The organism is Butyrivibrio sp. AE2032 (assembly GCF_000702965.1).
Genome location: NZ_JNLF01000005.1, coordinates 98,080 through 123,463, shown reverse-complemented (window position 1 = coordinate 123,463; position 25,384 = coordinate 98,080). Strand labels below are relative to the sequence as shown.

General features: G+C 44.2%; 20 protein-coding genes and 2 tRNA genes. 16 read left to right on the top strand and 6 right to left on the bottom strand.

From position 1 onward, the window contains the following. The first annotated feature begins 149 nt into the window (after positions 1-149). From BO18_RS18290 to BO18_RS18275, 4 genes are all read left to right on the top strand, one after another. On the top strand, positions 150-1,328 hold the full coding sequence (locus BO18_RS18290; protein WP_034448871.1) for an iron-containing alcohol dehydrogenase: 1,179 nt from the start codon (positions 150-152) through the stop codon (positions 1,326-1,328). A gap of 36 nt (positions 1,329-1,364) precedes the next feature. Next, positions 1,365-2,336, top strand: a complete 972-nt coding sequence (locus BO18_RS18285; RefSeq protein WP_034448869.1) for a Gfo/Idh/MocA family protein — start codon at positions 1,365-1,367, stop codon at positions 2,334-2,336. 204 nt (positions 2,337-2,540) lie between these two features. Further along, the gene (locus tag BO18_RS18280; protein WP_034448867.1) at positions 2,541-3,170 is read left to right on the top strand and encodes a flavodoxin family protein; all 630 of its coding nucleotides are present in this window, start codon (positions 2,541-2,543) and stop codon (positions 3,168-3,170) included. A gap of 133 nt (positions 3,171-3,303) precedes the next feature. Beyond that, positions 3,304-4,227, top strand: a complete 924-nt coding sequence (locus BO18_RS18275) for a hypothetical protein (protein WP_034448865.1) — start codon at positions 3,304-3,306, stop codon at positions 4,225-4,227. A gap of 18 nt (positions 4,228-4,245) precedes the next feature. On the opposite strand, the gene BO18_RS18270 is transcribed toward BO18_RS18275, so the two are convergent. After that, on the bottom strand, positions 4,246-5,238 hold the full coding sequence (locus BO18_RS18270) for a tyrosine recombinase XerC (protein ID WP_034448864.1): 993 nt from the start codon (positions 5,236-5,238) through the stop codon (positions 4,246-4,248). A 355-nt stretch (positions 5,239-5,593) separates the two neighbouring features. On the opposite strand from BO18_RS18270, the gene asd reads away from it, so the two are divergent. The 3 genes from asd (at position 5,594) to BO18_RS18255 (ending at position 6,981) form a co-directional block, all read left to right on the top strand. Then, the gene (asd, locus tag BO18_RS18265; protein ID WP_034448862.1) at positions 5,594-6,679 is read left to right on the top strand and encodes an aspartate-semialdehyde dehydrogenase; all 1,086 of its coding nucleotides are present in this window, start codon (positions 5,594-5,596) and stop codon (positions 6,677-6,679) included. A 119-nt stretch (positions 6,680-6,798) separates the two neighbouring features. Further along, positions 6,799-6,875 (top strand) — tRNA-Ile (locus BO18_RS18260). Positions 6,876-6,896: 21 nt separating this feature from the next. Continuing rightward, positions 6,897-6,981: transfer RNA gene (locus tag BO18_RS18255), tRNA-Tyr, on the top strand. Positions 6,982-7,156: 175 nt separating this feature from the next. Here BO18_RS18255 and BO18_RS18250 read toward each other — a convergent pair. Together BO18_RS18250 and BO18_RS18245 are read right to left on the bottom strand one after the other, a co-directional pair. After that, positions 7,157-8,389, bottom strand: coding sequence for a tyrosine-type recombinase/integrase (locus tag BO18_RS18250; RefSeq protein ID WP_034448861.1), 1,233 nt, complete (start codon positions 8,387-8,389; stop codon positions 7,157-7,159). A 79-nt stretch (positions 8,390-8,468) separates the two neighbouring features. Continuing rightward, complete coding sequence (locus BO18_RS18245) at positions 8,469-8,678, bottom strand: excisionase (protein ID WP_034448860.1); 210 nt, start codon at positions 8,676-8,678, stop codon at positions 8,469-8,471. A 754-nt stretch (positions 8,679-9,432) separates the two neighbouring features. Between BO18_RS18245 and BO18_RS18240 the strand changes: the two genes are divergently transcribed. The 7 genes from BO18_RS18240 to BO18_RS18205 all read left to right on the top strand — a co-directional run bounded on the left by BO18_RS18240 (position 9,433) and on the right by BO18_RS18205 (position 16,347). After that, entirely contained in the window at positions 9,433-9,819 is a 387-nt protein-coding gene (locus tag BO18_RS18240) for a VOC family protein (protein ID WP_034448859.1), read from the top strand. Between the two features lie 213 nt (positions 9,820-10,032). Beyond that, positions 10,033-11,745: a carcinine hydrolase/isopenicillin-N N-acyltransferase family protein gene (locus BO18_RS18235; protein ID WP_034448857.1), complete on the top strand. Its 1,713-nt coding sequence runs from the start codon at positions 10,033-10,035 to the stop codon at positions 11,743-11,745. A 417-nt stretch (positions 11,746-12,162) separates the two neighbouring features. Next, positions 12,163-12,834, top strand: a complete 672-nt coding sequence (locus BO18_RS33060; protein WP_051688926.1) for a TetR/AcrR family transcriptional regulator — start codon at positions 12,163-12,165, stop codon at positions 12,832-12,834. Continuing rightward, positions 12,824-13,954 carry an alpha/beta hydrolase family protein gene (locus BO18_RS18220; RefSeq protein ID WP_034448855.1) on the top strand — a complete coding sequence of 377 codons (1,131 nt, stop codon included), beginning with the start codon at positions 12,824-12,826 and terminating at the stop codon, positions 13,952-13,954. The genes BO18_RS33060 and BO18_RS18220 overlap by 11 nt, the downstream gene beginning before the upstream one ends. 113 nt (positions 13,955-14,067) lie before the next feature. After that, complete coding sequence (locus tag BO18_RS18215) at positions 14,068-14,841, top strand: L,D-transpeptidase family protein (RefSeq protein ID WP_051688925.1); 774 nt, start codon at positions 14,068-14,070, stop codon at positions 14,839-14,841. Between the two features lie 27 nt (positions 14,842-14,868). Continuing rightward, complete coding sequence (locus BO18_RS18210) at positions 14,869-15,411, top strand: hypothetical protein (RefSeq protein WP_034448854.1); 543 nt, start codon at positions 14,869-14,871, stop codon at positions 15,409-15,411. A 78-nt stretch (positions 15,412-15,489) separates the two neighbouring features. Beyond that, positions 15,490-16,347, top strand: a complete 858-nt coding sequence (locus tag BO18_RS18205; protein WP_185752505.1) for a hypothetical protein — start codon at positions 15,490-15,492, stop codon at positions 16,345-16,347. Positions 16,348-16,408: 61 nt separating this feature from the next. Here the strand turns inward: BO18_RS18205 and BO18_RS18200 are convergent, their stop codons facing one another. Next, positions 16,409-18,556 carry a diguanylate cyclase domain-containing protein gene (locus BO18_RS18200; RefSeq protein WP_034448850.1) on the bottom strand — a complete coding sequence of 716 codons (2,148 nt, stop codon included), beginning with the start codon at positions 18,554-18,556 and terminating at the stop codon, positions 16,409-16,411. Between the two features lie 424 nt (positions 18,557-18,980). On the opposite strand from BO18_RS18200, the gene BO18_RS33055 reads away from it, so the two are divergent. Beyond that, the gene (locus BO18_RS33055) at positions 18,981-20,528 is read left to right on the top strand and encodes an HD-GYP domain-containing protein (RefSeq protein ID WP_051688924.1); all 1,548 of its coding nucleotides are present in this window, start codon (positions 18,981-18,983) and stop codon (positions 20,526-20,528) included. 194 nt (positions 20,529-20,722) lie between these two features. Here the strand turns inward: BO18_RS33055 and BO18_RS33050 are convergent, their stop codons facing one another. Both BO18_RS33050 and BO18_RS33045 read right to left on the bottom strand, forming a co-directional pair. Continuing rightward, complete coding sequence (locus tag BO18_RS33050; protein ID WP_051688923.1) at positions 20,723-22,357, bottom strand: leucine-rich repeat protein; 1,635 nt, start codon at positions 22,355-22,357, stop codon at positions 20,723-20,725. Positions 22,358-22,574: 217 nt separating this feature from the next. Next, the gene (locus BO18_RS33045) at positions 22,575-24,218 is read right to left on the bottom strand and encodes a leucine-rich repeat protein (protein ID WP_051688922.1); all 1,644 of its coding nucleotides are present in this window, start codon (positions 24,216-24,218) and stop codon (positions 22,575-22,577) included. Positions 24,219-24,468: 250 nt separating this feature from the next. Here BO18_RS33045 and BO18_RS18180 point away from each other — a divergent pair, with 250 nt between their 5' ends. After that, positions 24,469-25,377, top strand: coding sequence for a hypothetical protein (locus tag BO18_RS18180; RefSeq protein WP_034448848.1), 909 nt, complete (start codon positions 24,469-24,471; stop codon positions 25,375-25,377). The last annotated feature ends 7 nt before the right edge of the window (positions 25,378-25,384 follow it).

The following is a 25,384-nucleotide window of genomic DNA, read 5'->3' as shown; positions in this document are numbered from 1 at the left end:
GCATTGCTTCTGAGGCAGCCTTTTAAATTGCAAAATATAAAATGTATTTGCGATAAATTTGCTCCAAAATGTAGTATTTTCGCCTATCCTGTTTTTGTATGATATTTACGTATCAGATTAATATGCAAAACCGGAAAGGAGCAGGATCTATGTTTGATTTTAAGTACTACACCCCCACGAAAGTTGTCTTCGGAAAGAACACCGAAAGCAAGGTCGCCGAGCTCATCAAGGAGTTTGGAGGGACGAAGATCCTGATCCATTACGGCGGCGGAAGCGTTGTGCGCTCAGGACTTTTGAAGCGCGTGACGGATACGCTCGATGAGGCCGGAATAAGTTATGTTACATTGGGCGGCGCTGTTCCGAATCCGCATCTCGGACTCGTTTATGAAGGTATCGAACTTTGCAAAAAAGAAGGCGTGGATTTCCTCCTTGCTGTCGGTGGCGGAAGCGCAATCGATTCTGCGAAAGCCATAGGTTACGGCGTTGCCAATGAAGGCGATGTTTGGGATTTCTACGATTACAAGCGTCAGGCCGAAGGATGCCTTCCTCTGGGTGTTATCCTTACCATTGCCGCAACGGGAAGCGAGATGAGCGATTCATCCGTCATCACTAAGGAAGAGGGACTCGTAAAGCGCGGATACAGCAGTGATTTCAGCCGTGCGAGATTTGCGATAATGAACCCCGAACTTACGATGACTCTGCCTGATTATCAGACTGCATGCGGATGCACGGACATCATGATGCACACGATGGAAAGATATTTTACGAACGGCGGAAACATGGAGCTTACGGATGCGCTTGCCGAAGGTCTGCTCAGAACCGTGAAGAAGAATGCGGTCATACTTCGCGACGATCCGATGAATTACGATGCACGTGCAGAAGTAATGTGGGCAGGAAGTCTTGCGCATAACGGTCTTACAGGCTGCGGCAACGACGGCGGAGACTGGATGACGCATAAGCTCGAGCATGAACTCGGCGGTCTTTATGACGTGGCTCACGGTGCAGGTCTCGCAGCCATCTGGGGCAGCTGGGCGAGATATGTCTATAAGGATTGCCTGCCGAGATTCAAACGCTTTGCTATTAATGTAATGGACGTTGCCGATGAAGGCACTGATGAGGAGATCGCTCTCAAGGGCATCGAAGCAATGGAGGATTTCTACAGGTCCATCAACATGCCCACGAATCTCCGCGAACTTGGTGTTACCGCTACTGAAGAAGATCTCGTCACCATGGCTCACAAGTGCGCCGTAGGCGTTGGCGGTGAGATGGGTTCGGCGAAGGTCCTGAATGAAGAAGCAATGCTCGCCATCTACAGAGCGAGCATGTGATCAATCACGAATAATTAAAACAGGGAGGAGCCGGATATGTCAGTAAAATGGGGTGTTTTGGGCACCGCGAATATTGCTAAGGGATGTACGATACCGGGCATGCAGTTTGCGGGCAACTGTGAGCTTTATGCCATTGCCGGAAGAGATGAGTCCAAGGTTGAACGGTATAAGAATGATTTCGGTTTTTCCAAAGGATATGTCGGATATGATAAGCTCCTTGAAGATCCCGAAGTTCAGGCGGTATATATCCCCCTCCCGAATAATCTTCACAAGGAGTGGGTCATAAAAGCTCTTAAGGCAGGCAAGCATGTCCTCTGCGAAAAGCCTCTGGCTCTTAATGCCGCTGATGCGAAGGAGATGTTTGATACTGCGAAAGAAAACAACGTCATCCTTATGGAAGCGTATGCGTATCTCCACGGCCAGTATATGGATTCGCTCAGATCCGACATCAGGAGCGGTGTCATAGGTGACGTTGATCTTATCGAGACTGCTTTTTATACACAGGGTTATGTCGAGGACATAAGGATCCACAAGTCCATGGGCGGAGGAGCTGTCTACGATCTCGGCTGTTACTGTACGACTATGATCCTTTCACTGATAGATTCTGATATCGGGTATGTAAAGGCATCTGCCGAGTTCAATGATGACGGCGCTGATGTTTTCGCTTCCGCGATAATGAAGTTTAAGAACGGCGCGAGAGCAGCTTTCAACGTCGGAATGGTATTCGATCCTGAAGTAAACGGCAGGAGAGACAGGCTCTACATCCACGGCTCAAGAGGCACTATCGTTTCCGATATTGAATATAATCAGGAAGGAAGACTCTCATATACGGTGGTTTCCGGAAATAGGGAGTTCCATCCGTCGATCAATGTCAGCCACAACTATATGCTTGAGGTAGAGCAGCTCGGAAGATGCATCGAAAATGGGGAAGCTCCGCACATAACTCCGGAATTCTCCATTAAGAATGCCGAAGTAATGGATATGGTACTTTCTCAGATTGGTTATTGAGGTAATGATCATGAATGACACAATAAAAGTTTTGGAGACAAGAAGAAGCTGCAGGAATTTCAAGCCTGATATGGTAAATGAGGACGATCTTAAGGCCATTATCAGGGCATAGGACACTGCGCTCTCGGATATGCCGCAGAACCTGCAAACGAACCCGCTCCGAGAAAAGAAGATTACGTTTACTTCATCTGATAGAGGTTATATATGGACAAGCGCTTTAAGGTCCTGATCCTTAACGGAAGCCCGAGAGAAAACGGAAATATCGTTCTCGCGCTCCACGAGATGGAACAGGTTTTTGACGAATGCAATGTTGAGTATGAGAACATCCTTCTCGGCAGGAAGGCGATAAGAGGATGCATAGCCTGCGAGAAATGCCGTGAGACAGGCAAGTGCGTATTCGACGACATCGTGAACGAGATAGCTGTCAAGTTTGAGCAGGCGGACGGTCTCGTCATCGCTTCGCCTGTATACTACGGTTCTGCGAACGGTACACTGATGTCGGCACTTCAGCGTTTGTTTTACAGTTCGCATTTCGATAAGAGCCTCAAGGTCGGTGCAAGCGTTGTTAGCGCAAGACGTTCAGGCTGCACGGCGACTTTTGATGAACTGAATAAATTCTTCACGCTTTCGAACATGCCTGTTGCCACAAGCCAGTACTGGAACAATATCTACGGTTGGGAACCCGGTGAGGGCAGTGTGGACGATGAGGGAAGACAGGTCATGCGTGTTCTTGCGAGAAACATGGTATTCCTCATGCAGAGCATAGCGCTCGGAAAGGAACAGTGCGGCCTTCCCAAGACAGAAGACCGCGTATGGACTAACTTCACGAGATAATTCCAGCCATTATCGGATCATGCCGGAGAAGCTCCCTGGAATTTGCAGATTTCCATGATGCAAAATATCATGGTAAGATAATACGCATGTTGCGCGAAGTGATGGTGAAGATCACTTCATTAGGGGAGAAATAGTGGACGTATACGGATTCTTTGTTGAACTGAATAATTATCTCGGTTTTAAGTTTGTATCTTCAAATGTTGTCGCTGGCGAGTGCGGAGGTTTGTACTATGAACTCTGTTTTATTTCATACGGCAGCCTTAAAGTGCATACTGAACCACGTCTTTTCGGAGATGATCCTTACAGGCCTCATATCGAGGACGCATTCGGAAAACTCAGATTCTTTAAGTCTTATACACTGGTGAATGGCAACGTTGACCTTTTTGTTGACGTTACGGACGTAACTGAGGATACAGCTTTCTCGATAATGGAAGATCTTACTTCCTTTTCGGAAACTCTTTCAGCCCTGGGCTATAAATGCACAGTGCCGCAGAGCCCGGTTTTCGAGCCTCAGAAGAGCGAGCCGGTAACTCAATATGATCAGATGTCTTATCAGCAGACTGATGACAGCGGGGAGGATTCACGTGCGCTCCCGCGCCGTATTCCGCTCGGAATATTAGGTGCACTCCTGGGTATGGCCGGCGGACTGCTGATATGGGTGACCCTTTCATTGACGAATTATATGGTCGCGTTCGTGTTGGGTATCGTCATCGCGGTAATGCTCCCGATCATTCTTTATGAGGTGTTCAGCCGCGAGAAAACATCAGCGGTAGAGATAGGCATATGTCTGTTTGTAACGCTCTTGCTGATCTTCCTTGGTGACAGACTGATCTGGACGTTCGATCTGCTCAGATGGTATGAGGACATCACTTTCTCTCAGGCATACTATGAGGTGCCTTACATGGTGGAGGATGAGATCGTTGAAGCATTCAGTTACTATGAAGATTACATTATCGCTTTAGCCGCGCTCATACTCTTCTATTTCATCGTTATCAGGAATTATCTGAAAGGGCTACCGAGTGTGCTTGCAACAGTAAAAGCCATGAACAGGCGGTAGTGGGGAAGATAAGGTTCCTCAATCGTCTTTCTTTTTCTTCTTTTCAGGATCGAAATTAGCCAGAGGATTGCTCTCTATGGCGCGCTGCAGTGCCTCGTCGTCCACGTGCGTGTAGATCTGCGTGGTGGATACGCTTTGGTGTCCCAGGATTATCTGGAGGTTTCTGATGTCGACCTTGCCGTACTTGTACATCAGTGTTGCCGCCGTGTGCCTGAGCTTATGGACGGAATAGATCCTCGTGTCGATCCCGGCTTCTTCCAAAAGACGCTTGATGGTTATCTGTATCATGTCGCACGAGATCCTCGTGCCGCGTTTTGAAACGAAAAGGGCTTTTCCTGCTTCCGGCTTTATCTTAAGTGTGGCTCTCTTGTTCATCCAGTCGTCCAGAGCCTCAAGACAGGCATCGTTGAGATATATCGTCCGCTCCTTGTTGCCTTTACCGATAACTGTCAGTGTGGTTCCGTGAATATCGTTGGTGTTTATGCCGCGGAGTTCAGAGAGACGGAGACCGCAGTTGAGAAATAACGTGAGCATGCAGTAATCGCGTTCATTCGAATCCTTGGGCGATTCGTATGCTGTCTTAAGAAGTTCCTGGCTTTGTTCAAGCGTGAGGTACTTAGGCAGCCGCTTGCCGATCTTGGGCGTCTCTATGTCGTAAGCGGGATTGCTGTCGATAACCCTTCTTTTAGAATGAAGGTATTTGAAAAAACTCTTTAGAGAGGCGATGTGTCTGGCTCTGGCGGCGTTTGACTGTTTTCTTGAACGCGAAAGCCAGATGATAAATGCCAGAAGGTCATCTGTCGTAACCTTATTCAGCATCTTTACATCGATATCCGAAATATCGATCTCTTCAAGCGGTGTGCCTTCGGGTATCAGTCCGCGGTCGAGCTTTAGAAAGCGGGCGAAAAGAATAAGGTCATAACGGTATTCCTTGATTGTGTTTTCCGAACGTCCGAGAGCAGCTTCCATATAACTCAGATAATTCTCGAGAAGCGGGAAAGTCGGTGTCATCTGTTAAGACCTCTGTTTCTTTTTTTTCATTCTAACACAACAAAGCATTGCCTTAATTCAATTAATAGGACACAATTCCCGGATTCGGGTCACGACCGTATAGACTGTGAGATGGTCTGATGGGGTGCATTTTTAATTTTTGTCTGATTGGTACAAAACAAACATAGCTCAAAGGCTTAATTAACTTACATTTGTAGACTTTTACCAATTCGCGGAAATATCATTTTTCGCACTTGTTATATAGAAGTCGTTGTGCTAATATGTGTTTGCTCGAAAGACAAATGTACGCGGTACGCGGACAGCAGAGCGAAAAATAACAACGGCAAAAGCCGTGAAGAGATGGAGTATTTTAGAAATGGAACAGAAATTAAGAGTCGGCATCATCGGAGCAACAGGTTATGTCGGACAGAGATTCATCACACTTCTCGCAGACCACCCCTGGTTTGAGATCGCTGCTTTATGCGCATCTCCCAGATCTGCAGGCAAGACTTACGAGGAAGCAGTCGAGGGAAGATGGAAGCTGGATATACCCTGTCCTGAATTTGTTAAGAAGATGGTTGTCTACGGTACTGACAATATCGAAGAGTACTGTGAGCAGATCGACTTTACTTTCTGCGCTGTAGATATGAAGAAGGACGAGATCAGGGCTCTTGAAGAGAAGATCGCAAAGCTCGAGTGCCCCGTCGTTTCCAACAATTCCGCAAACAGATGGACAGAGGACGTTCCGATGGTAATCCCTGAGATCAACGCTGATCACGTTCAGCTCATCGAAGCTCAGAGAAAGAGACTCGGCACAAAGAGAGGATTTATCGCCGTTAAGCCCAACTGCTCTATCCAGAGCTACGTTCCCGCGCTTACGCCTTTCCTCAAGAACGGCATCAAGTCTATCTCGGTATGCACATATCAGGCTATTTCCGGCGCCGGCAAGACGTTCAAGGACTGGCCCGAGATGGTAGGCAACGTAATTCCTTACATCGGCGGTGAAGAGGAGAAGTCCGAGAAGGAACCTCTCAAGGTCTGGGGTGAATTTGCAGGCGATCATATCGAGCTTGCTAAGAACCCTGTCATCTCCGCACAGTGCTACCGTGTAGCTGTCCAGGAAGGACATACTGCAGCAGTAAGCGTTTCCTTTGAGAACAAGCCTTCAAAGGAAGAGATGATCGAAGTTTGGAAGAACTATGAGAGCGAAGCAGTCAAACTCGGTCTTCCTTCAGCTCCCAAGCACTTCCTGCAGTACATCGAGGAGGATAACCGTCCCCAGCCCAAGCTCGATGCAGATTTCGAGGGCGGCATGGGCGTATCCGTGGCAAGGCTCAGAGAAGACAACCTCTTTGACTATAAGTTCTGCTGCCTCTCACACAATACGTTAAGAGGCGCTGCAGGCGGCGGAGTCCTTACTGCAGAACTCCTCGTAGCAAAGGGCTTCATTACGGCAAAATAAGCTTATTTTTCCGGCTGTGGCAAAAAAATGCCGCAGCCGGTATTTTTGCTCTTGACTTAATTACTCGAAATTACTATACTAATCAAGCGCTTTGAGAAAAGCACGTGTAGTGTGGAAGTGGGCCTTTAGCTCAGTTGGTCAGAGCTCCCGGCTCATAACCGGTTGGTCCTGGGTTCGAGTCCCCGAAGGCCCACCATTACACAACAACTTAATAAATGGGAAGGTTCCCGAGCGGCCAAAGGGAACAGACTGTAAATCTGTCGTCAGTGACTTCGGTGGTTCGAATCCACCCCTTCCCACCATAGAGGAGTTATCGGTTTCGGTAACTCCTTTGTTTTTCTAGGAAAAAGCCCGTGGTTGAGCGGTTTCTTAAAAACAAAATCAAAATTCCGTGTCTTTGTAACTCTACGTAAAACTGAATAAACCTATGCCTAATTGTCGTAAATTCGTCGTAAATTTGTCGTAAGGTAAAGGGGATTATACGACTTCGATTTTGTCCCGAAGATCCAGCAGAGATATTTCCTGTTTCTTGAAATCCGCTGAAGCATCGGTGTAAGTGTTCAGAGTAATATCTACTTCATTATGTCCCATAATGTCGGCTGTAGCCTTGATATCGGCTCCGGCTTCTCTCATTCTCGTAGCAAATGTGTGTCTTAACATATGACTATGAACGTGAGGGAAGGCAGTTAAGCCGTTTATCATGCCCTGGTTCTTGATTTCTGCGTCTATTGCAGCTGACAGCCTGTCTAAACGATGATTAAGCTTCTTGTAGTGGAATAATCCGCCTTTATCATCAAGGAATACAAAGTCTGAGTATTCGTTAATGGTGATTTTGCATTTTATTCCGTTTTCTTCCTGACGCTTTTTCTCATTTAGCAGAGCCTCTTTGACTCTGGGACTAATGGGTATACAACGTTTACTTGACTTGGTTTTGGGCGGGTTTAGCCCATATTCGCTTGTTTTATTGGTAGAACTGCCGTCAAATACGAGAGTGTGCGTGATATGAATCTCTTCTTTCTCAAAGTCAATATCCGCCCATCTCAGGCCACCGACCTCTCCGACTCTCATGCCTGTATACAACATAACTGTAATTATGGGTTCAAGGCAGTGAAAAATACCGGGTTTGCTTATAAAATCCTCGAAAAGAGCTTGCTCAGTACTTGTTAACGCTTTTACTTCTTTAACGGTATCAGCGTATTTCCGTTGCAATTCCTTCATAGCTCCGGTGCAGGGGTTAGTCCTTAACGCACCGTCTTTTATAGCAAGATCGAGAATCATGCCAAGTACAACGTTTACATTGCTTGCGCTTGAAACACTTAACCCGCGTTTTTCAATAAGGTCTTTATAAAACATTACAACCTTACTATAGCTTAGGTCTTTGAGTACTGTGTTACCGAATTGAGGCTCTATATAACGCTGATAAAGGCGAAGGTAGGTGATAAAAGTAGATTCCCTTATACCGCTCTTAATCTTTTTCCATACTGCAAAGTAAGAATTGATAGTCTGATTGCGATCTACGTAACCGATTCCATCAAGTGTGTCTCTCAGGATTTTTTCTTCTTTAGCTCGCAAAGCGGGTATGGTCTTAGCGTATACAGAATGTCTCTTCCCGAATCGGTCGGTCCACTTATACTCAAATGTTCCGTTTGGTCTTTGATACTCTCCTTCCTTAAGTTTTACTCTTCCTTTTGCAAATCTTTTATTGAGCATTTTTTCCTCCTAAAGATAAGAAAAGGAGCTCAAGCACATTATAACTTGAGCTCCTTGGCTGAACAATTCGATTAATGGGTCAGATTGAGTATGACCTGTAAAGGTATTCTTCGAACGGTTTTCGCTTTATAAGACGCTTACTGCCGTTCCATACCACATAAGGACAGTTTTCCTCATTTGTCATGATCCTCAACTTGTTGATGCCAATATTGAAATACTTGGCTGCTTCTTCCAGTGTCAGCAACGCCTTATCGGCTATTGCCACGTCTTTAATGTTTTTGTTTTCCATAATAGGACTCCTTTGTTAATAGATTTTGCCGTTTGAGGGCAATGTAATGAGAGTCGCTACTTAGTGGCGATAGAATTTAAGTGTGTACACAAAACGTTGAGTTCCATGTTCTAACAAGCAACGTATGTGTGTACACACAAATACAAAGTGGCTTGTCAGGGGTGCCCTGAGACCCGTATATCAGATCGAAGAATCTTCGATGTAATTGACTTGCTTTACTAAAAGCAAAAAGAGGGTTTTAGGGAAGCATTCCCTAACAAGTATATGTGTCTGAACGTTCAGACGCGTTGCTTGTTACAACATGGAACAGTCTAATTTGAGCGTTCAGACATAATTAAGTATGTCCTCACTATTAAGTTCTGGGAAAGGCAAAACTGGACATTTTTTTCTGAAAGAAGTCTGATATCTGATACAGAAAGTCTTAAAGTCGACAGGGTACAGTATAGACTAATTTATATGTTCCCCTATATATAAGTAGGGAACTCAGCCAAAACGATGGCCCATTTTCGAAAGTTGTCTGAAAGCTGACATAAGTTCCAAAGAATCTAACAAAAAAGTGCAAAAAAACTACGTCCTACTATTAAGGAATGGGAGAGGGTAAAAGAGGGTAGCTGTACTAAAAGATGTCTTAAAATTGATATGAAAAAGCAATGGATATGATGCGATTTGATATAATGAAGTCGTTAGTTAGGAAAATTTTAATTTTTCTTGCGGAATAATGTAGAACGACAAATCGGAATCTGTGGAGGTTGTGATGAAGAATTATACACAGGTATATGTAAAAAATAGTTTTGAAGCAGCAGAAACATACTGCAAAGCTTTTGGAGCAGAAATAACTCGTGAGTTTAAAAACGAAGATAACACTGCTTATGAGCACTGTGAGCTATCTGTAAACGGGGAAGGTTTTTTGGCATTGGCAGAAGCGAAAAATCCCTGTGATATAGATGTAGTACACAAAAACAAGTGGGAAACTATGACTTTTAACGTTTTTGAAATGGGAACAGAAGAAGCTGTTTATAATGCTTTTCAGGTTTTGAGCGATGGGGGTGTAATTATCGAACCTATCGGAGAACTTCCATGGAGTAAATGTTGCGCCACCATTATTGATAAATATGGTGTGTGCTGGTGGATATCAATTTAACAAATTCCAGTTTAGCGGTGAATAATTAAATGCAATAATCTGGCTGCGTAGAGTAAGCAACATAATCAGACATTCATTAACTCAGATAAGTCCGGGAGCGATCCCGGACTTAATTTTTTTCTGCTGAAAAATAAACAATCCATAAAGATAGGTTTTAGATGGTATAATGCTGAAGATGTAATTTATTTTTTATATTAATTTGAGGGTATGGGTATGGAAAAAAGGAAACGGACAAAGGCTAAAATTGTCGTTGCGGTTATTGCTGCAGTTATAGCGGTTGCCGGTTTTGCCATGTGCTTTATATTCGGTAAGGACGGCAAAGCTGCATCGAATACAAATGTTGTACTGGATGTTTTCGAAGAGGACAGTTTCAAGGCCGGAGCTCACGGCACTATTCTTGTTAACTATGACGGTTTAGGAAAAATCGATGATGAGATCAGTATCGGAAGCGTATACCGTGGAGAAGAAGATTCCGCGGTAGTAATTCTCGAGAACATGAATCTCGACTACTATAACATCTCAAGGTTTCTTTTGACTCCTGATGAGAACGGAAATGTTGAACTGACAGTATCTGTGGAAGAGTGTCCCGAAGAAAAGCGTCAGATGGTGGTTCAATACCTGAATGATAAAAACCTCAGCGTGTATGAGTTTTTGAAAGAGGAAGGAACTGCTGATGCTGAGGTTATGGAATACTTTGAATTTTTATGCTCTGATGAAGGTAAGGCAATGACCGATCAGATGGTATCCCGTTATCAGTGCAGAGTTGAAAATACCAATAACGCAAAGTTCAAGATCATCGGTGAAGTAATGGCTATTGTCGGAAGTGTCGTTGCTCTTGTTTCACTTCTTCTTATAAAGCTCTCTCCTAAGGTAATTATCCTTGGAACACTTGTCCTTATCGTTGCAGGAGTTGTAACTCTGGCAGTCATATACAGAAACCGTATAAGCACATTTGCATCACTTAAGGAAAATGAAACCGGTGTCTATTCCATGAACTGTAAGGAAGATTATAAACTTCAGGCTATGCTCGATGCAGGAATCTCGAGTGAAGGCGAGTTATTCTCGTTTATATCTGATGAAATGTTCTGGGGAATGCCGATCAATATGAATGGTATGTCTTTCGGATGCAGTTCCTTTGCTGTCACGACTCCTGACGGACACCACCTGATGGGCAGAAACTACGATTATCCTGAGACGGATATGCTCATGATTTATTCGGATCCGGCAGATGGTTATGCTTCTATCGGTATGGCTGATATCGGTCTGCTGGGCCTTGGAACAGATGAGGGTGAGACCGATCCTCTGTCAGCGGGCTCAAGATTTATGTCTGTAGTGTTCCCTTATATGACTGTTGATGGAATTAATGAAGCAGGTGTCGGTATATCCATACTGCAGCTGGAACATGAAGAAATCCATCAGGATACCGGTAAGCCGGATATCCTTATGAATGTCGCTATCAGAGCGATCCTTGATACCTGCGGCAGTACTGATGAAGCACTGGTATTTCTTAATTCATATGACATGCATTCGATGATTGACAGAAGCTTCCATCTGTTTATCACTGACAGATCCGGAAAATCAGTAATAGTAGAGTGGATCGACAATGAAATGGTCGTTACTGAAGATTGTAAGGTTACTAACCATATTCTCTTCAGCGGCTATGTTGAACCTGATCCGGATATTGATTCAGAGACTAGATACAAGATCCTGACAGATGACATCTCGGCATGCAGCGGAACGGCAGATGCAGTTACAGCGATGACATTCCTTTCAGATGCTGCATTAAGGAGTGATGATCCCAAACGTATGCAGACGGAGTGGTCATGTGTTTATGATCTTGATGATTTTAAGGTTACGGTCTGCACGGATACGGTTTATGATCACAGCTTTACCGTAACACCTGAGACTTTTGGTGCGGTTAAGTAGATTTAATAACGTCATGGAATTAGACAATTAGGCAAATATGATTGATAAGAAATTAAACGAATTTAATGAAAAATCGGCTGGGTAATCCAGCCGATTTTATGTTGAGCTCCTTTTCATGTAAATAACTGTCGTAAATTTGTCGTAAGCTATCAGTTTTATATATAGAAATAAAGCTGGAAACCTTGATTTTATTGGGTTTCAGAGATTGAAAGTTCTCTGAAGGTTTGTTCCCACCTCTTCCCACCATAGAGGGTTTACCAGGTTCGGTAAACCCTTTTGTTTTGCCTTGAAACGCCCGTGAAACAAGCGATTCCTTTAGCAGAGACATACTGTTGACAAAATGAATTCTCAACGATAAAATGAAACCGCTTTCATTAAATGAAACTAATTTCATTTTATTGCAGGAGATATAAACATATGCCTAAGGTTACCGAAGAATATTTAGAGAGCAAGCGTCAGATGATCGTCGATGCCTGCTATCAGGTGTGCCTCAGAAAACCCGTCGGGATGGTCACGATATCAGACGTTATAGCAGAAACCGGCATGAGCCAGGGCGCCATCTACCGTTACTACAAAGACCTTGACGAGATACTGGCCGACATGTCATCAAAGATACGCACCGAATATAACATCATTGAGTCATTTGAAAAGATCCTCTCTAACAAAGATGCATCTTTAGAAGAGATAACCTATCAGGTTTGTGACTGTCTTGGCGAGACAATGGAAAAACATCTCACGGACATCCAGAAGATTAACTTCGATTTCGGCGTTCTTGCGATCAACGAACCTGAGCGCGCAGCAAAGATAATGGCCGGCATAAAAGCTACCGGCAACCTGGATTACCTTGGTAAAAAGGCAATCCCTATGCTCATCGAGGGAGCATACAAAACAGGTCATCAGCCTGCTGCAAAACCTGAAGACATCGGCCTTTTTATTTCAGCTTCTTATTCAGGCATAGAGAAATACTGCATCCTTGCCAACTGCTACGGTACGGGTGATGTGAAGGTCAAGGTTGAACCCAGGAAGCTTTTCAGAACGCTTGCAGACTCGATAATTCTTTTACTCGGAGGAAAGACAAATGACCAATAAACCCATGCCCACAGGCGAATATGCAGTGGGAACATTCACACATACGATCTGCACAGACAGGGAAGAATTGCTTGCTCCCGGAACCAAAAGAAACATTCCGGTAAGAGTCTACTATCCTGTATTAAAAGAATCAGTTGAAAGCTTAAGCAAAGCAAGATACATGTCCAGGGAAATGGCAAAGGCACTTAAAAAGTCCATGCATGCTCCGATCAACATAGACAAGGCTGAAGCTCAGGGAGATAACTTCAGCGAATGCTACGAAAATGCACCGAAGATCGAAGGGGCGAAGTTCCCGCTCATCACTTTCAGCCACGGCTTCGGCTCGTACAGAGAGGCAAATTCATTTCTGTGCCTGGAGCTTGCATCACACGGATATGTCGTTATCTCAGTGGGACATCCCTACGATGCCGCATTATGCGAATTTGATGACGGAACAAATATCCCGCTTTACAAAGAAGCAATGAAGAGGCAGTATGAACCGATGCTGCCCGGCATGTTCGCAATGATGAAAATGCTTAAGACCAAGGGTACAGACAAGGAACTCGCAGATAAACTGGAAGCAGTGCAGAACAAGTACTGCACTTTCATTGTGTCAAGGCTTGAAGAATGGGAAAAGGATACATTGAATGTCGTGGATTTTGCCAAAGCAGAGCTTTCCGGCATAATCGATTTCTCAAAAGGCATAGGTGCAACGGGTCATTCGCTCGGTGGAATAATCTCATATCTGTTGTGCCTCGATAACGATGAATTCGTATGCGGCGCAAACCTTGATGGCGCAAGTTTCGGCAACCACAAAGGCAAGATCTTAAGAAAGCCGTTTGCCCAGTTAAGCTGCAAGGCAAATCTCGGTGTCGAGAGCAGGGTTCGTATAGACCATACAGAACCTGTGTTCCAGGCAGTTTTCGAGAAGATGCAGCACATAGCATTTTCAGATATGAAACACCTTATCCCTTCAAAAATGATCGTCGGCGGCCTTGATCCTGACCTTGCGCACGAGTATGTATGTAAGATCCATTTGGGACTTTTTGATTCCTATCTGAAGAAAACAAAAGACCATCCTGAGCTTAAGAGCTGTGAGATGATCTCGATCAAAGAATATCAGCCTGATATACAGGACTGAGTTTTACGGGATCTCAGGCATAATTGCGTTGTTTTGTATAGCCTTGCGCTTTTTTCAATTTTGCAAACGGATGTATAATAAAAACAATCCGATAACGTACTGAGGTGATTGCTATGAAAACAATGACAAAACTGCTTACTGTTGTTTTAACATTCGCGATTTCGGTCTCTATGTTCTGCTCATGCAAAGCAGAAGCACCCAAAACACCAGATACCGGGAATACAAAACTCTATCAGACACCAATGGAAGCGTTGGGCCTCAGTCCCGAGGACTCGCCTGAATGGGTCGTTCAGCTTGCCGAATCAAAAGGTGCAACTAAGCAGATCTTTGTCATAGCTGCTCATGAGAAGACAACAGCCTGGGTGTCCCTGCATGAGAAAGATGCAAGCGGAAAATGGAAGATGATAATGACGACTCCGGGTTACATCGGTCTGAACGGACTCGGCAAAACAAAAGAAGGCGACGGTATGACGCCTGTCGGAACATTTACATTCAACCGTGCTTTCGGTATCGCAGATGATCCCGGATGTGCTATCCCGTATGTCAAAGCAGATGATGATACATATTGGTCCGGCGATACAGCAGACGGCATGCATTACAATGAACTCGTAAGCCTGAAGGATCTTCCTAATCTGAACAAGGATGACAGCGAGCATATTACTGACTACGTTTACGAGTACCAGTACTGCCTTAACATCAGCTACAACGACTCCGGCACGCCCGGTGCGGGTTCAGCCATCTTCCTGCATTGTCTCGGCAACAGAAAGCCGCGTACGGGCGGTTGTGTCGCTATTCCGATGGAGCAGATGTATTTCGTTATGCAGCATGTATCACCTGACTGCATGGTCGTGATCGACTCAATGGATAATCTGGGAGCATCATTCTAAGCCTTTCTGATGTCTGCGGAGATAATTTTGGAATATTTAAAATCACAGAATAAGGAAAAATACAGAGAGGAGATGGCAGATCTTTTCTTTAAGAATGCTCAGCTTATTAAGGATCCTAAAGGTGAGCTCAAATCCTTTTATGGTGCAACAATAGCAGGAACAATCCTGGCCGGAGCAGGTCTTTTCCTGCTGACATTCGGATTGATAAGCACTTTGATCAAGAAGCAGGTTAATGTATCTGCTGCTGTATTTTTTATTGTTGCATATTTATTCTTCATAATTATCGGTCTTCTTTCTGTTTTGGTGCTAAGTTCAAGAAAGAGGATTAAAAACCGTCCGGATAATGATGACCGTCTTGACTGTGATAAGGAAGGTCTTAAACTGATTACATCCAAGGGTGAGCGAAAGATATACTGGGACAATTTTCAGGCCATAAGAGCATTTAAATTTACAATGGTATTCATCCCCAAAGATCGTAAAGGGATGTGTATTCTTGTTCCTGTAGAGAATCTCGAAAATGTTACGGCTTTTCTTGAAGAGAATGGTATAAATATCGATGTGATCCGATAGTGCAGCCTTGTTGGGACTGATGACCTGTCGGTGTAATAATGCTATGTATCTATGGAAAAAGATAATCTTGGGAATTTGATGCGAAAAACGCGGATATTTACATCAATAGTTGCGGTAAGCCTTTGCCTTGTGCTTCTCTCCGGTTGTTCCGGAATAATGAATATCTTTCCGGGAAATCACATCAAGACTTATACATATACGGAAGATTATCCTGTGTTGTACGCGGATGAACTTAGGCAGATATTCGGCGATTATTCCATAAGTGAAAGAAAGGATTGCTATATCCCCGGGGAAACTTGTTCTTGCGGTTATCATCAGGATGAGATCAACTATTATGAGTGGACTATTACGTACACTGATTGTTGTGGTCAGACGATGAAATGCATCTTGAAGAATACAGGATCTTTATTTGTTCAGCAGATCGGCTGGCTTGAAGACCAGCTTGAAACTCATTTCTATACACAATATGTGGACAGATATTATGGTGATGAAATAAGGGAGAACGCCAGTTATTGCTTTTGTTTTCTTGGAAGTTTTTGTAACTGTATTTCCAGTACAGATGGTCGAGACCAGTATAGGTTTGATACCACAAGAGCATATCGTGAGTCGATTGAAAGTGAAAAAGTCACCATACCATTGTATTCTATGTCGTATCCTGAATTAGTTTCCCGTTATCCGATGGTATTTAGCATTCATCTTGTTATGAATCCTGATACGACCATGAGTGAGGATGAGTTTAATGCTATCTCGTATGATATGGCGGCTGTTCTTGCTGAGGACATCGGAAATGATCTTAATATGAGTATGATGACATGTGATCGTGAACGCCGCTCTATGAATGGGTTCAGCATCTTACGCGGAGAGATCGTTGAAGATATTGGTTCGGACGGTTTGAACCGCAAAGTATTTGAGAGTTATGTAGGTAAATACTGGTGAAACACCTTTATAAACCAGAAGACGGAACTGTTTTGCGTTGTTTGTGCAGACGGCGATAAACTTACTGCTTCCGGGATTCTTTCCAAATCCTCTTGTTTTCGTACATTATCTCATCAGCTCTCTTGATGGTGTCATTGAGAGACTTGTCCAAATCAGGCGAGTAGACCGCCATTCCCATCGCTATATGAAGCTGATTCCACGGATCTGACGCTGAGGCGCTTATGGCTTCCTGCTCATTCGTGAATATGTCGATAAGATTATCCCTGTTGGCAAAATCATCATTCATGAGAACAGCTGCGAATTCATCGCCGCCGATGCGGAATACGGCACTGCGGCGGAAGGTCGTGCAGATAAAGTGGCATGTATTCTTTATGTACTCGTCACCCTTATCGTGTCCGTACTTGTCATTGATCTTTTTGAGGTCATTACAGTCGAAGATGCTTACGGCTACACCGAAAGATTCTCCGTTGCTGATCCTGGCCTGTACATTATTGATATATTCGGTAAAGGCGCCCTTGTTACGGACGGATGTGAGGGCATCGTAATTGACTCTCTGGTTGAGGTCATTGAGCTGTTTTTTGCCCTTCTGGTTCTTCCTTACGAGTCTTACGTTACGGATAGACAGAATAAGGAGGAGCAGCAGGACAGCAGATACCACGGACATTATTATGCCGAGATTGTCACGTATCATCTCACCGAGAGTTACTTTCGAGTCTTCCGTGGCATAGAAGTTCAGTGCCGAATGAGTAACGGATTCCGGAACGATGCTTGTTGCCTTTGTCATTATTGCATAGAGGGTGGTGTTGCCATCCTTTATTGCAAAGCAGTAATCCATGTCAACGCCGGTGGATACCTCTGTAAGTTTGAGTTTGTCGCAGATCTCCGAAATGTTGTTATACCGGTAGTTGCTGACGATAACGCAATCTGCCTTTCCGTCGGCAACGGCCTTAAGACAGGTCGGAGTATCGGTAAAGTGAGCGGAATCCCAGTCGGGGAACTGTTCCTTGAGGAAAAGGTCATAGTTGGGGTTGCCTTCATTTACTGCTACGGTGATATTTTTTTGCTGGAAAAACGAGTGTTGGTCTGACGCACGGACGATCGCGAGCATTTCCGTACTCATCATGGAATGGCTCATGACAACGCCCATCTGTTCACCGTCGTAAATGGTGAGATTCGCAGGGAACATGCAGTCGATCTCGCCGTTCTTGAGAGCCGTCATGGCTGCTTCGGCAGTGGGATAGGCTATTGTCTCGAATTCGAGCTCCGCGTTGTTGATTCCTTTCGATGCGTAATCGAGATAATCTTTTAATGCTCCGGTCAGTTCGCCTGTAGAGGGATCACATGCACAGAACGCAAGATAGTTATCCTGGTAACCCACACGGATCTTGCCGTGATCTGTGAGCCACGCGAGTTCTTCTGTGCTCAGGTATCTCTCGGCACCTGAATTATCAAGATATTTGTCGTAAAGATGTTCGGAATAGTAATGATCCTCTGACTGAATGGCCAGGAGCGCAGGCTCCAGTTCATTAAGAAGATCGACCCTTGACTTGCTGATGGCAAAATAGAAATCCGATGAACCGATCGTTGCAACCGGAGTCATGCGTTCAACGTCGCCGTAACTGTCAAGGCTGACAAAAGCATCGAGCTTGCCGTTTAACAGCATCTTGATGGAATCATTGTCCGAGATGTCCAGTTCGATCAGTTCAGTGGTAATGCCGCGTTTTTCTGCCCAATCGCGGTAAATGCCGGTCTGAATGCTGTTCTTGGTAACACCGATACGCTTGCCGTTCAATGTGGACAGATCCTCAGCACTGATATCGGGATTGGTGGAATCCTTATAGATATAATAGTTTTCCTGCCCCATCGGGATCGACGGATAAAGGAACTTTTCGGCACGTTCTTTGGTGTATGAGACGTCGCTTAACATGTCGATCTCGCCCTTTTCGAGCATCCCGAAAAGATCGGTCCATGTGCCTTCGACATATTCATAAGACCAGCCGGTATAGGCGGCTATCTTGCGCTGGTATTCATAAGCATAGCCCGAGCGCCTGCCGGATTCATCGATGATGTTAAACGGTGACTCGTACCATCCGACACGGACAGTCTTTGCGGTTGTGTCCGCATACAAAACGGAGGACCCCAAAAAGACCATTACAAGGACGGTGCTGAGAACTACAGCTGCAAACTTTCTTATACTAAAACTGCGCATAATATATCTCTAATACTATCATCCCACATACGAAAAACAACGAAAATTGACAAGTTAATCAAATGTTTTCAGGCATGAAACAGATCAGTCTGATTGTTGTTTTCTTTTGCGTAATATACGGATAAGTAAAAATGGTACAAAAGGAATATGATTTTGATAAGTACGGTTATTGGATCTCATGATTCCTCCCGAATAGAGAAATGATATAATCTGACTGCCTGAGGGTTTATTCCGACTCTCAGGCAGTTTTTTCGTGAGCGCCGCATTCTATTAAAAACTGAACAATCTGTTATTGTTCTGTTAATTCGGATATTTAAGGGTGTTGCTGTGGTATTATCCGTATATGAGAACTGTGTATGATCACAAAAAGGGTCCTGCGCAGTTACTCATACTGATTATTTAGAACACTGAAGGTGACACCGCATTGAGCAAGAAACACCATAAAGGTCTGAGTATAAAGATCGTAACCGCGATATATTCTGTTGCGGTTATTGTTGTTTTGACGATCATTACGGTTATCGTCGGATACAGACTCTATGAGAAGCATGTCATGGAGCACTACAGCAAATATACGACGACTGTTCTCGAATACGCTTACAGTGTTACCAAGGAATACTCTTTCGGAGATATGATCGCCGCCCGTGAGATGCCTGATGCTTATGAGCAGATGAGAGCAGGCTTAAATCATGTTAAGGAGAGCTCCGAGATCGATTATCTCTATGCGGTGTATTTCGATGATGTCAACGATATCAACAGCCTGACATATGCGATCAACACCAAGACCGCCAAAGAACTCGAAAACGGCGGAACCTATACTTATTTGGGAACACCTTGTGAAGAGGGAAGTTTTCAGGAAGATACATTGCTCACTCTTCATGAAGCGGTTCTGACAAAAAGGCAGGAAAGCGGTGTTCTCCAAGGGTATTCCGAAGGCTACGGGTATATGTTTAACGGCTATAAGGTCATCTTTGACAGTAATGATGAGCCGGCCGGTCTCTTGTGTGTTGAGATCAATGTCAGCAATATAAAAAGCGAGCTCAACCGCTACATCCGCAATATAGCCCTTTTTGTCGCTGCGTTCACGATCATCATCACCATAATATTCGTGGCTCTGTCGGAGTATTACATTATCTATCCGATCACAAAACTTACGGATTCAGCCAAAGATTTCATCAGGAATATCGGCAATCAGGAATCGATCGACAGAAGCGTAAGGGAACTGAAATCGATCGATATCCGCTCGGAAAACGAGATCGGAGAACTGTATAAGACGGTAAGTAAGATGGAATCTGATATGGCTGATCAGTATCGAGACATTCGTCAGTATTCGGAGAATGTCATGAAGATGCAGGACGGTCTCATCATTCTCATGGCAGACATGGTGGAAAAACGCGATTCTGATACGGGTGACCATATCCAGAAGACAGCCGCTTATGTCCGCATAATCCTGAGAGGCTTGAAGCGTAAGGGCTATTATCTCGAAAAGCTTACCCCGCAGTATATGGAATACGTGGAAAAATCCGCACCTCTGCATGATGTCGGTAAGATCAGGATCCCTGATGCGGTGCTTAACAAACCCGGAAAACTGACGCCTGAGGAATACGAGATCATGAAGACGCATGCCTCGGCAGGCAAGGAGATAATCAATAAGGCCATCACTACTGTTGAGGGAGAGACTTATCTCAGGGAAGCATGCAACATGGCTGCATACCATCATGAACGCTGGGACGGCACAGGCTATCCTGAAGGACTTAAAGGGGAGGAGATCCCGCTGTCTGCAAGGGTTATGGCCGTTGCTGATGTTTTCGATGCCTTATGCTCACGCCGAATATATAAACCGGCGTTTCCTATTGAAGATGCTCTGAAGATAATAGAAGAAGGCAAGGGGACACAGTTTGATCCCAAGTGTGTTGAGGTCTTTTTGGAGGCTCTGCCCGATATAAAGGCCGTACTGAGGAAATATCATCATTAAATTATTTGTCTCTCTCATAAACATTCTATGATGAATAAAATTTGATTCTTTTCTTCAGATTCTGTAAGTAAAAATCAAATAATGGCCGTTTTTTGATTTTTTACCGGTTTAATAAGGCAAATAAAGCAAAAGAATGGGGTGTCCCGGTATTTTGAGACACCCCAAAATTATTTCAGTTTATTGGAACTGCAGGATCAGGGATTCTGGCATACGCCGTTCGAATCGAAGTTGTATGTCTTGCCGCCGATCGTCTTGGAGCCTGTGACCATGACGCCGTTTGTTCCGAAATAGTACCACTTGCCGGAGATCTGGAGCCAGTTTGTAGCCATTGAACCGTCGGCTTTAAGGTAATACCAGGAGTTGCCGTCCTTGAGCCAGCCTGTCTTCATTGCGCCGGAGCTCTGGAAGTAGTACCACTTGCCGTCGATCTGCTGCCAGCCGGTTACCATGGATCCGTCTGATTTGTTGAGATAGTACCAGGTTGAACCGGACTTCTGCCAGCCTGTGAGCAATGCACCAGATGAGCTGAACAGATACCACTTGCCGTCGATTCCTTTCCAGCCTGTTGCCATCTTGCCGCTGCTCTTATCGAGGTAATATTTTGCGCCGTCAATTGTTCTCCAGCCTGTCTGCATATAGTAGTAATTCATGTAGTACCATGCGCCGCCTGCATTTAACCAGCCCTTTTCCATAAGAGCGCCGGACTTGTTGGCATAGTACCAAATTGATCCGTTTCCTAAAGCATCGATCCAGCCAGTCTGCATAACTCCGTCTTTGTTAAAGAAATACCAGACGTTGTCAATATAGGTGGAAGATTTTGCCAAAGTACCGCTTTCCGTATAGTAATACCAGTTGCCGTTTTGTTTGACCCAGCCGAAAACGTTCTGATAATAATCATAGGTATCGGCATTCTTGTGGATCTTAACTTCTCCGTCAGAGCAGTGAACTGTTACGCCGTCAAGGTGAAGTGTATCTCCGACCAGATTACCGTCATTGTTGTATTCCTTAACAAGACCAAACCACTTTTCGACTGTGCCGCCGTATGTGATCTCCTTAAGTCCGGAGTACTTGAATGCGTTCATTCCGATGGAAGTAACAGAAGAAGGGATGGTGATCTTTTCCAATTTCTCGCAATTTCTGAATGCATCGTATTCGATCTTGGTAACACCGTCAGGAATGTGTACGTCAAAAAGGATCACGTTGTCGGTGAATGCATCCTCGGGAATGGTTTTCGTTCCCTCTTCGAAATATATTCTGGTTATGCGGGCCCTGTCGAAATTATAAGTGATCTTCGGATCATTGCCGTAACTTGCCGGAATGTGAACGGTTACAGGACCGTTGTAGCTGCTGAAATCGAGGTCGATATTAGTAGCATTTATACCGCTGTATACGATTTCCGGGAAATTTGCTACCTCTCTGTTTGAAAAATCAACAGTGATGTATTTCTGTGTATTATTGCTGAAAGAAATCGCGTGAAGCTTAGGCGCATAATTATTGATATTAAGTCTAGTGCAGTCGTCGTGTACATTGATATTCAAAAGATTGTACATTCCTGTCTGGAAATCCGAATATGAATATGTCAGGCCTTCCTCACCAAAGATATTCATTGTATGTATGTCTGCATAATAAGAAGCCCAGTCACTTGCAGAACTCGGATAAGTCTTTTGCAGCTTTTGGACTGCTAATATGCCACTGCCGTTATAGTACCATTTGAAAACGCCGTCTTTTGTGCTTTTTTCTCCTCCGGTGGTTTCAGCAAAGGCTGCACCGTATGAGGAAACAACCATGCCCAAAGCTACCAGTGAAGTAAGTAAAACTTTTCCTTTCATGATAAACCCCCTTGATTTTTTGTTGAAAGACAAGAATATTTTAGCATCGCACTAAAATTATAAAATCACCCAAAAGCACCATTTTTGTTATGAATAGGAGAACTATATCGGGACTGTTTTATAACCACAGATAAAATAGCGTCTGCTTTGTATTCTGCATAAATAAGGCCTCACGAAGGAGGCCTTAAGTATTTGTCAGTTTATTGGAACTGCAGGATCAGGGATTCTGGCATACGCCGTTCGAATCAAAGTTGTATGTCTTGCCGCCGATCGTCTTTGTTCCTGTGACCATGACGCCGTTTGTTCCGAAATAGTACCATTTGCCGGAGATTTGGAGCCAGTTTGTAGCCATTGAACCGTCGGCTTTAAGGTAATACCAGGAGTTGCCGTCCTTGAGCCAGCCTGTCTTCATTGCGCCGGAGCTCTGGAAGTAGTACCACTTGCCGTCGATCTGCTGCCAGCCGGTTACCATGGATCCGTCTGATTTGTTGAGATAGTACCAGGTTGAACCGGACTTCTGCCAGCCTGTGAGCAATGCACCAGATGAGCTGAACAGATACCACTTGCCGTCGATTCCTTTCCAGCCTGTTGCCATCTTGCCGCTGCTCTTATCGAGGTAATATTTTGCGCCGTCAATTGTTCTCCAGCCTGTCTGCATATAGTAGTAATTCATGTAGTACCATGCGCCGCCTGCATTTAACCAGCCCTTTTCCATAAGAGCGCCGGACTTGTTGGCATAGTACCAAATTGATCCGTTTCCTAAAGCATCGATCCAGCCAGTCTGCATAACTCCGTCTTTGTTAAAGAAATACCAGACGTTATCAATATAGGTGGAAGATTTTGCCAAAGTACCGCTTTCCGTATAGTAATACCAGTTGCCGTTTTGTTTGACCCAGCCGAAAACGTTCTGATAATAATCATAGGTATCGGCATTCTTGTGGATCTTAACTTCTCCGTCAGAGCAGTGAACTGTTACGCCGTCAAGGTGAAGTGTATCTCCGACCAGATTACCGTCATTGTTGTATTCCTTAACAAGACCAAACCACTTTTCGACTGTGCCGCCGTATGTGATCTCCTTAAGTCCGGAGTACTTGAATGCGTTCATTCCGATGGAAGTAACAGAAGAAGGGATGGTGATCTTTTCCAATTTCTCGCAATTTCTGAATGCATCGTATTCAATCTTGGTAACACCGTCAGGGATGTGTACGTCAGAAAGGATCACGTTGTCGGTGAATGCATCCTCGGGAATGGTTTTTGTTCCCTCTTCAAAATATATTCTGGTTATGCGGGCCATGTCGAAATTATAAGTGATCTTCGGATCGTTGCCGTAACTTGCAGGAATGTGAACGGTTACAGGACCGTTGTAGCCGCTGAAATCGAGGTCGATATTAGTAGCTCCCACATAGCTGTAATTGATTTCCGGGAAATTTGCTACCGCTCTGTTTGAAAAATCAACAGTGATATATTTCTGTGAATTATTGCTGAAATTAATCGTTTCAAGTTTAGGACCGTAATTATTTATCTTAAGTGTACGGCAGTTGTCGTATACATAGATATTTTTAAGATTGTACATTCCGGTCTCAAAATCCGAATAATTGTATGTTGGTCTTGCATCGGAATCCACACCATAGATATACATGTTCTTTATGTCAGAATAATAAGAAGACCATGTGCCGGATTGAGTCGGATAGGTTTTTGACTGCTTGCGGACTGATAATGTGCCGCTGCCGTTATAAGTCCAACTGAATATTCCGTCTGAAGTGCTTTTTTCTCCGCTTGTAGTATCTGCCATGGCTGCACCATATGAGGAAACAACCATGCCCAAAGCTACCAGTGAAGTAAGTAAAACTTTTCCTTTCATGATAAACCCCCTTTGATTTTTTGTTGAAAGACAAGAATATTTTAGCATCGCACTAAAATTATAAAATCACCCAATAGTACCATTTTTTAGACGTATTGTTTCGAAAAAAGAACAGTGAAAAACCGCTGATAAAGTCTGCTTACATGTTGTAAACCCTGAAGAAGGCTCTTTTCGTTATGGTATAATCTACCGCATATGGTTTTCGGTCTTTCAGACCGATACCTGTTATTTGCGGAATGGGAATACGGTAATGAGCAACATAAAAAAACATCAGTGTCCTTCATGCGGCGGAAATCTCAGCATCGATAACGATAAACAGTTGTATCACTGTACTTTCTGCGGTTCGACTTATGATTACGAATACTTCAGGGAAGAGCAGATGCATGAGATGGGCGCGACATACCTTTTGAGGAAAGAGTTTCAGGCAGCAGCAGACGCTTACAAGTTTATTTTGAGTAAGGATCCGCATGATTTCCTCGCGCTCAGAGGCTTAATGCTCGCTGCGGCACGGCTTAAGAATATGGATGAACTCGTCCGAAGAAATAAGAATAAAGACTTTTCTTATAATCGTCAATTTGTCAGTGATGCTGTCGAAGGTGCTTCGGAAGAAGACAAAGAGTATTTTGAAGATCTGGGTAAGTTATATTCTGATCTGAAGAGACTGTCCGACTGTACCGGCGAGATTGAAACTCTCGGAAAAGCGAGAAGGAAAACGGAAGAAGCGATCCATAATAATGAAAAGACACGTAACGAATACTACTTTAAAGACCGTTACAGTATTGAGTATGCGCCTCATTCAGTTTTTATGATCGTAGGTTTGGCAAATATCATTTTTATCCTGCTTACATTTATATGTGCAGTTATCCTTTGTACCAAGGGCGATGGTCATCTGGCATTTGTTGTGGCTCTGTTCTGCGTTCTCGCGAATATTGCAATTGCGGTGCTGAATTTCAAACTGGTTTATCCGAGAGTGAAAAAGATAAATGAGATAGATGCAGCTAACGGTGAGCTTTATTCCGAATCGGAAAAGACCGCCGGGAAGATAAAAGAACTTAAAGAAGAGAGCGACAGGCTTGCAACTGAGTTGAATGTTTCCGTATCAGAGTTTGTAAAGAAGGATAAGCTGATAATGAGAGACTTGGAGCAGGCAGGATCCTGACCGGAAG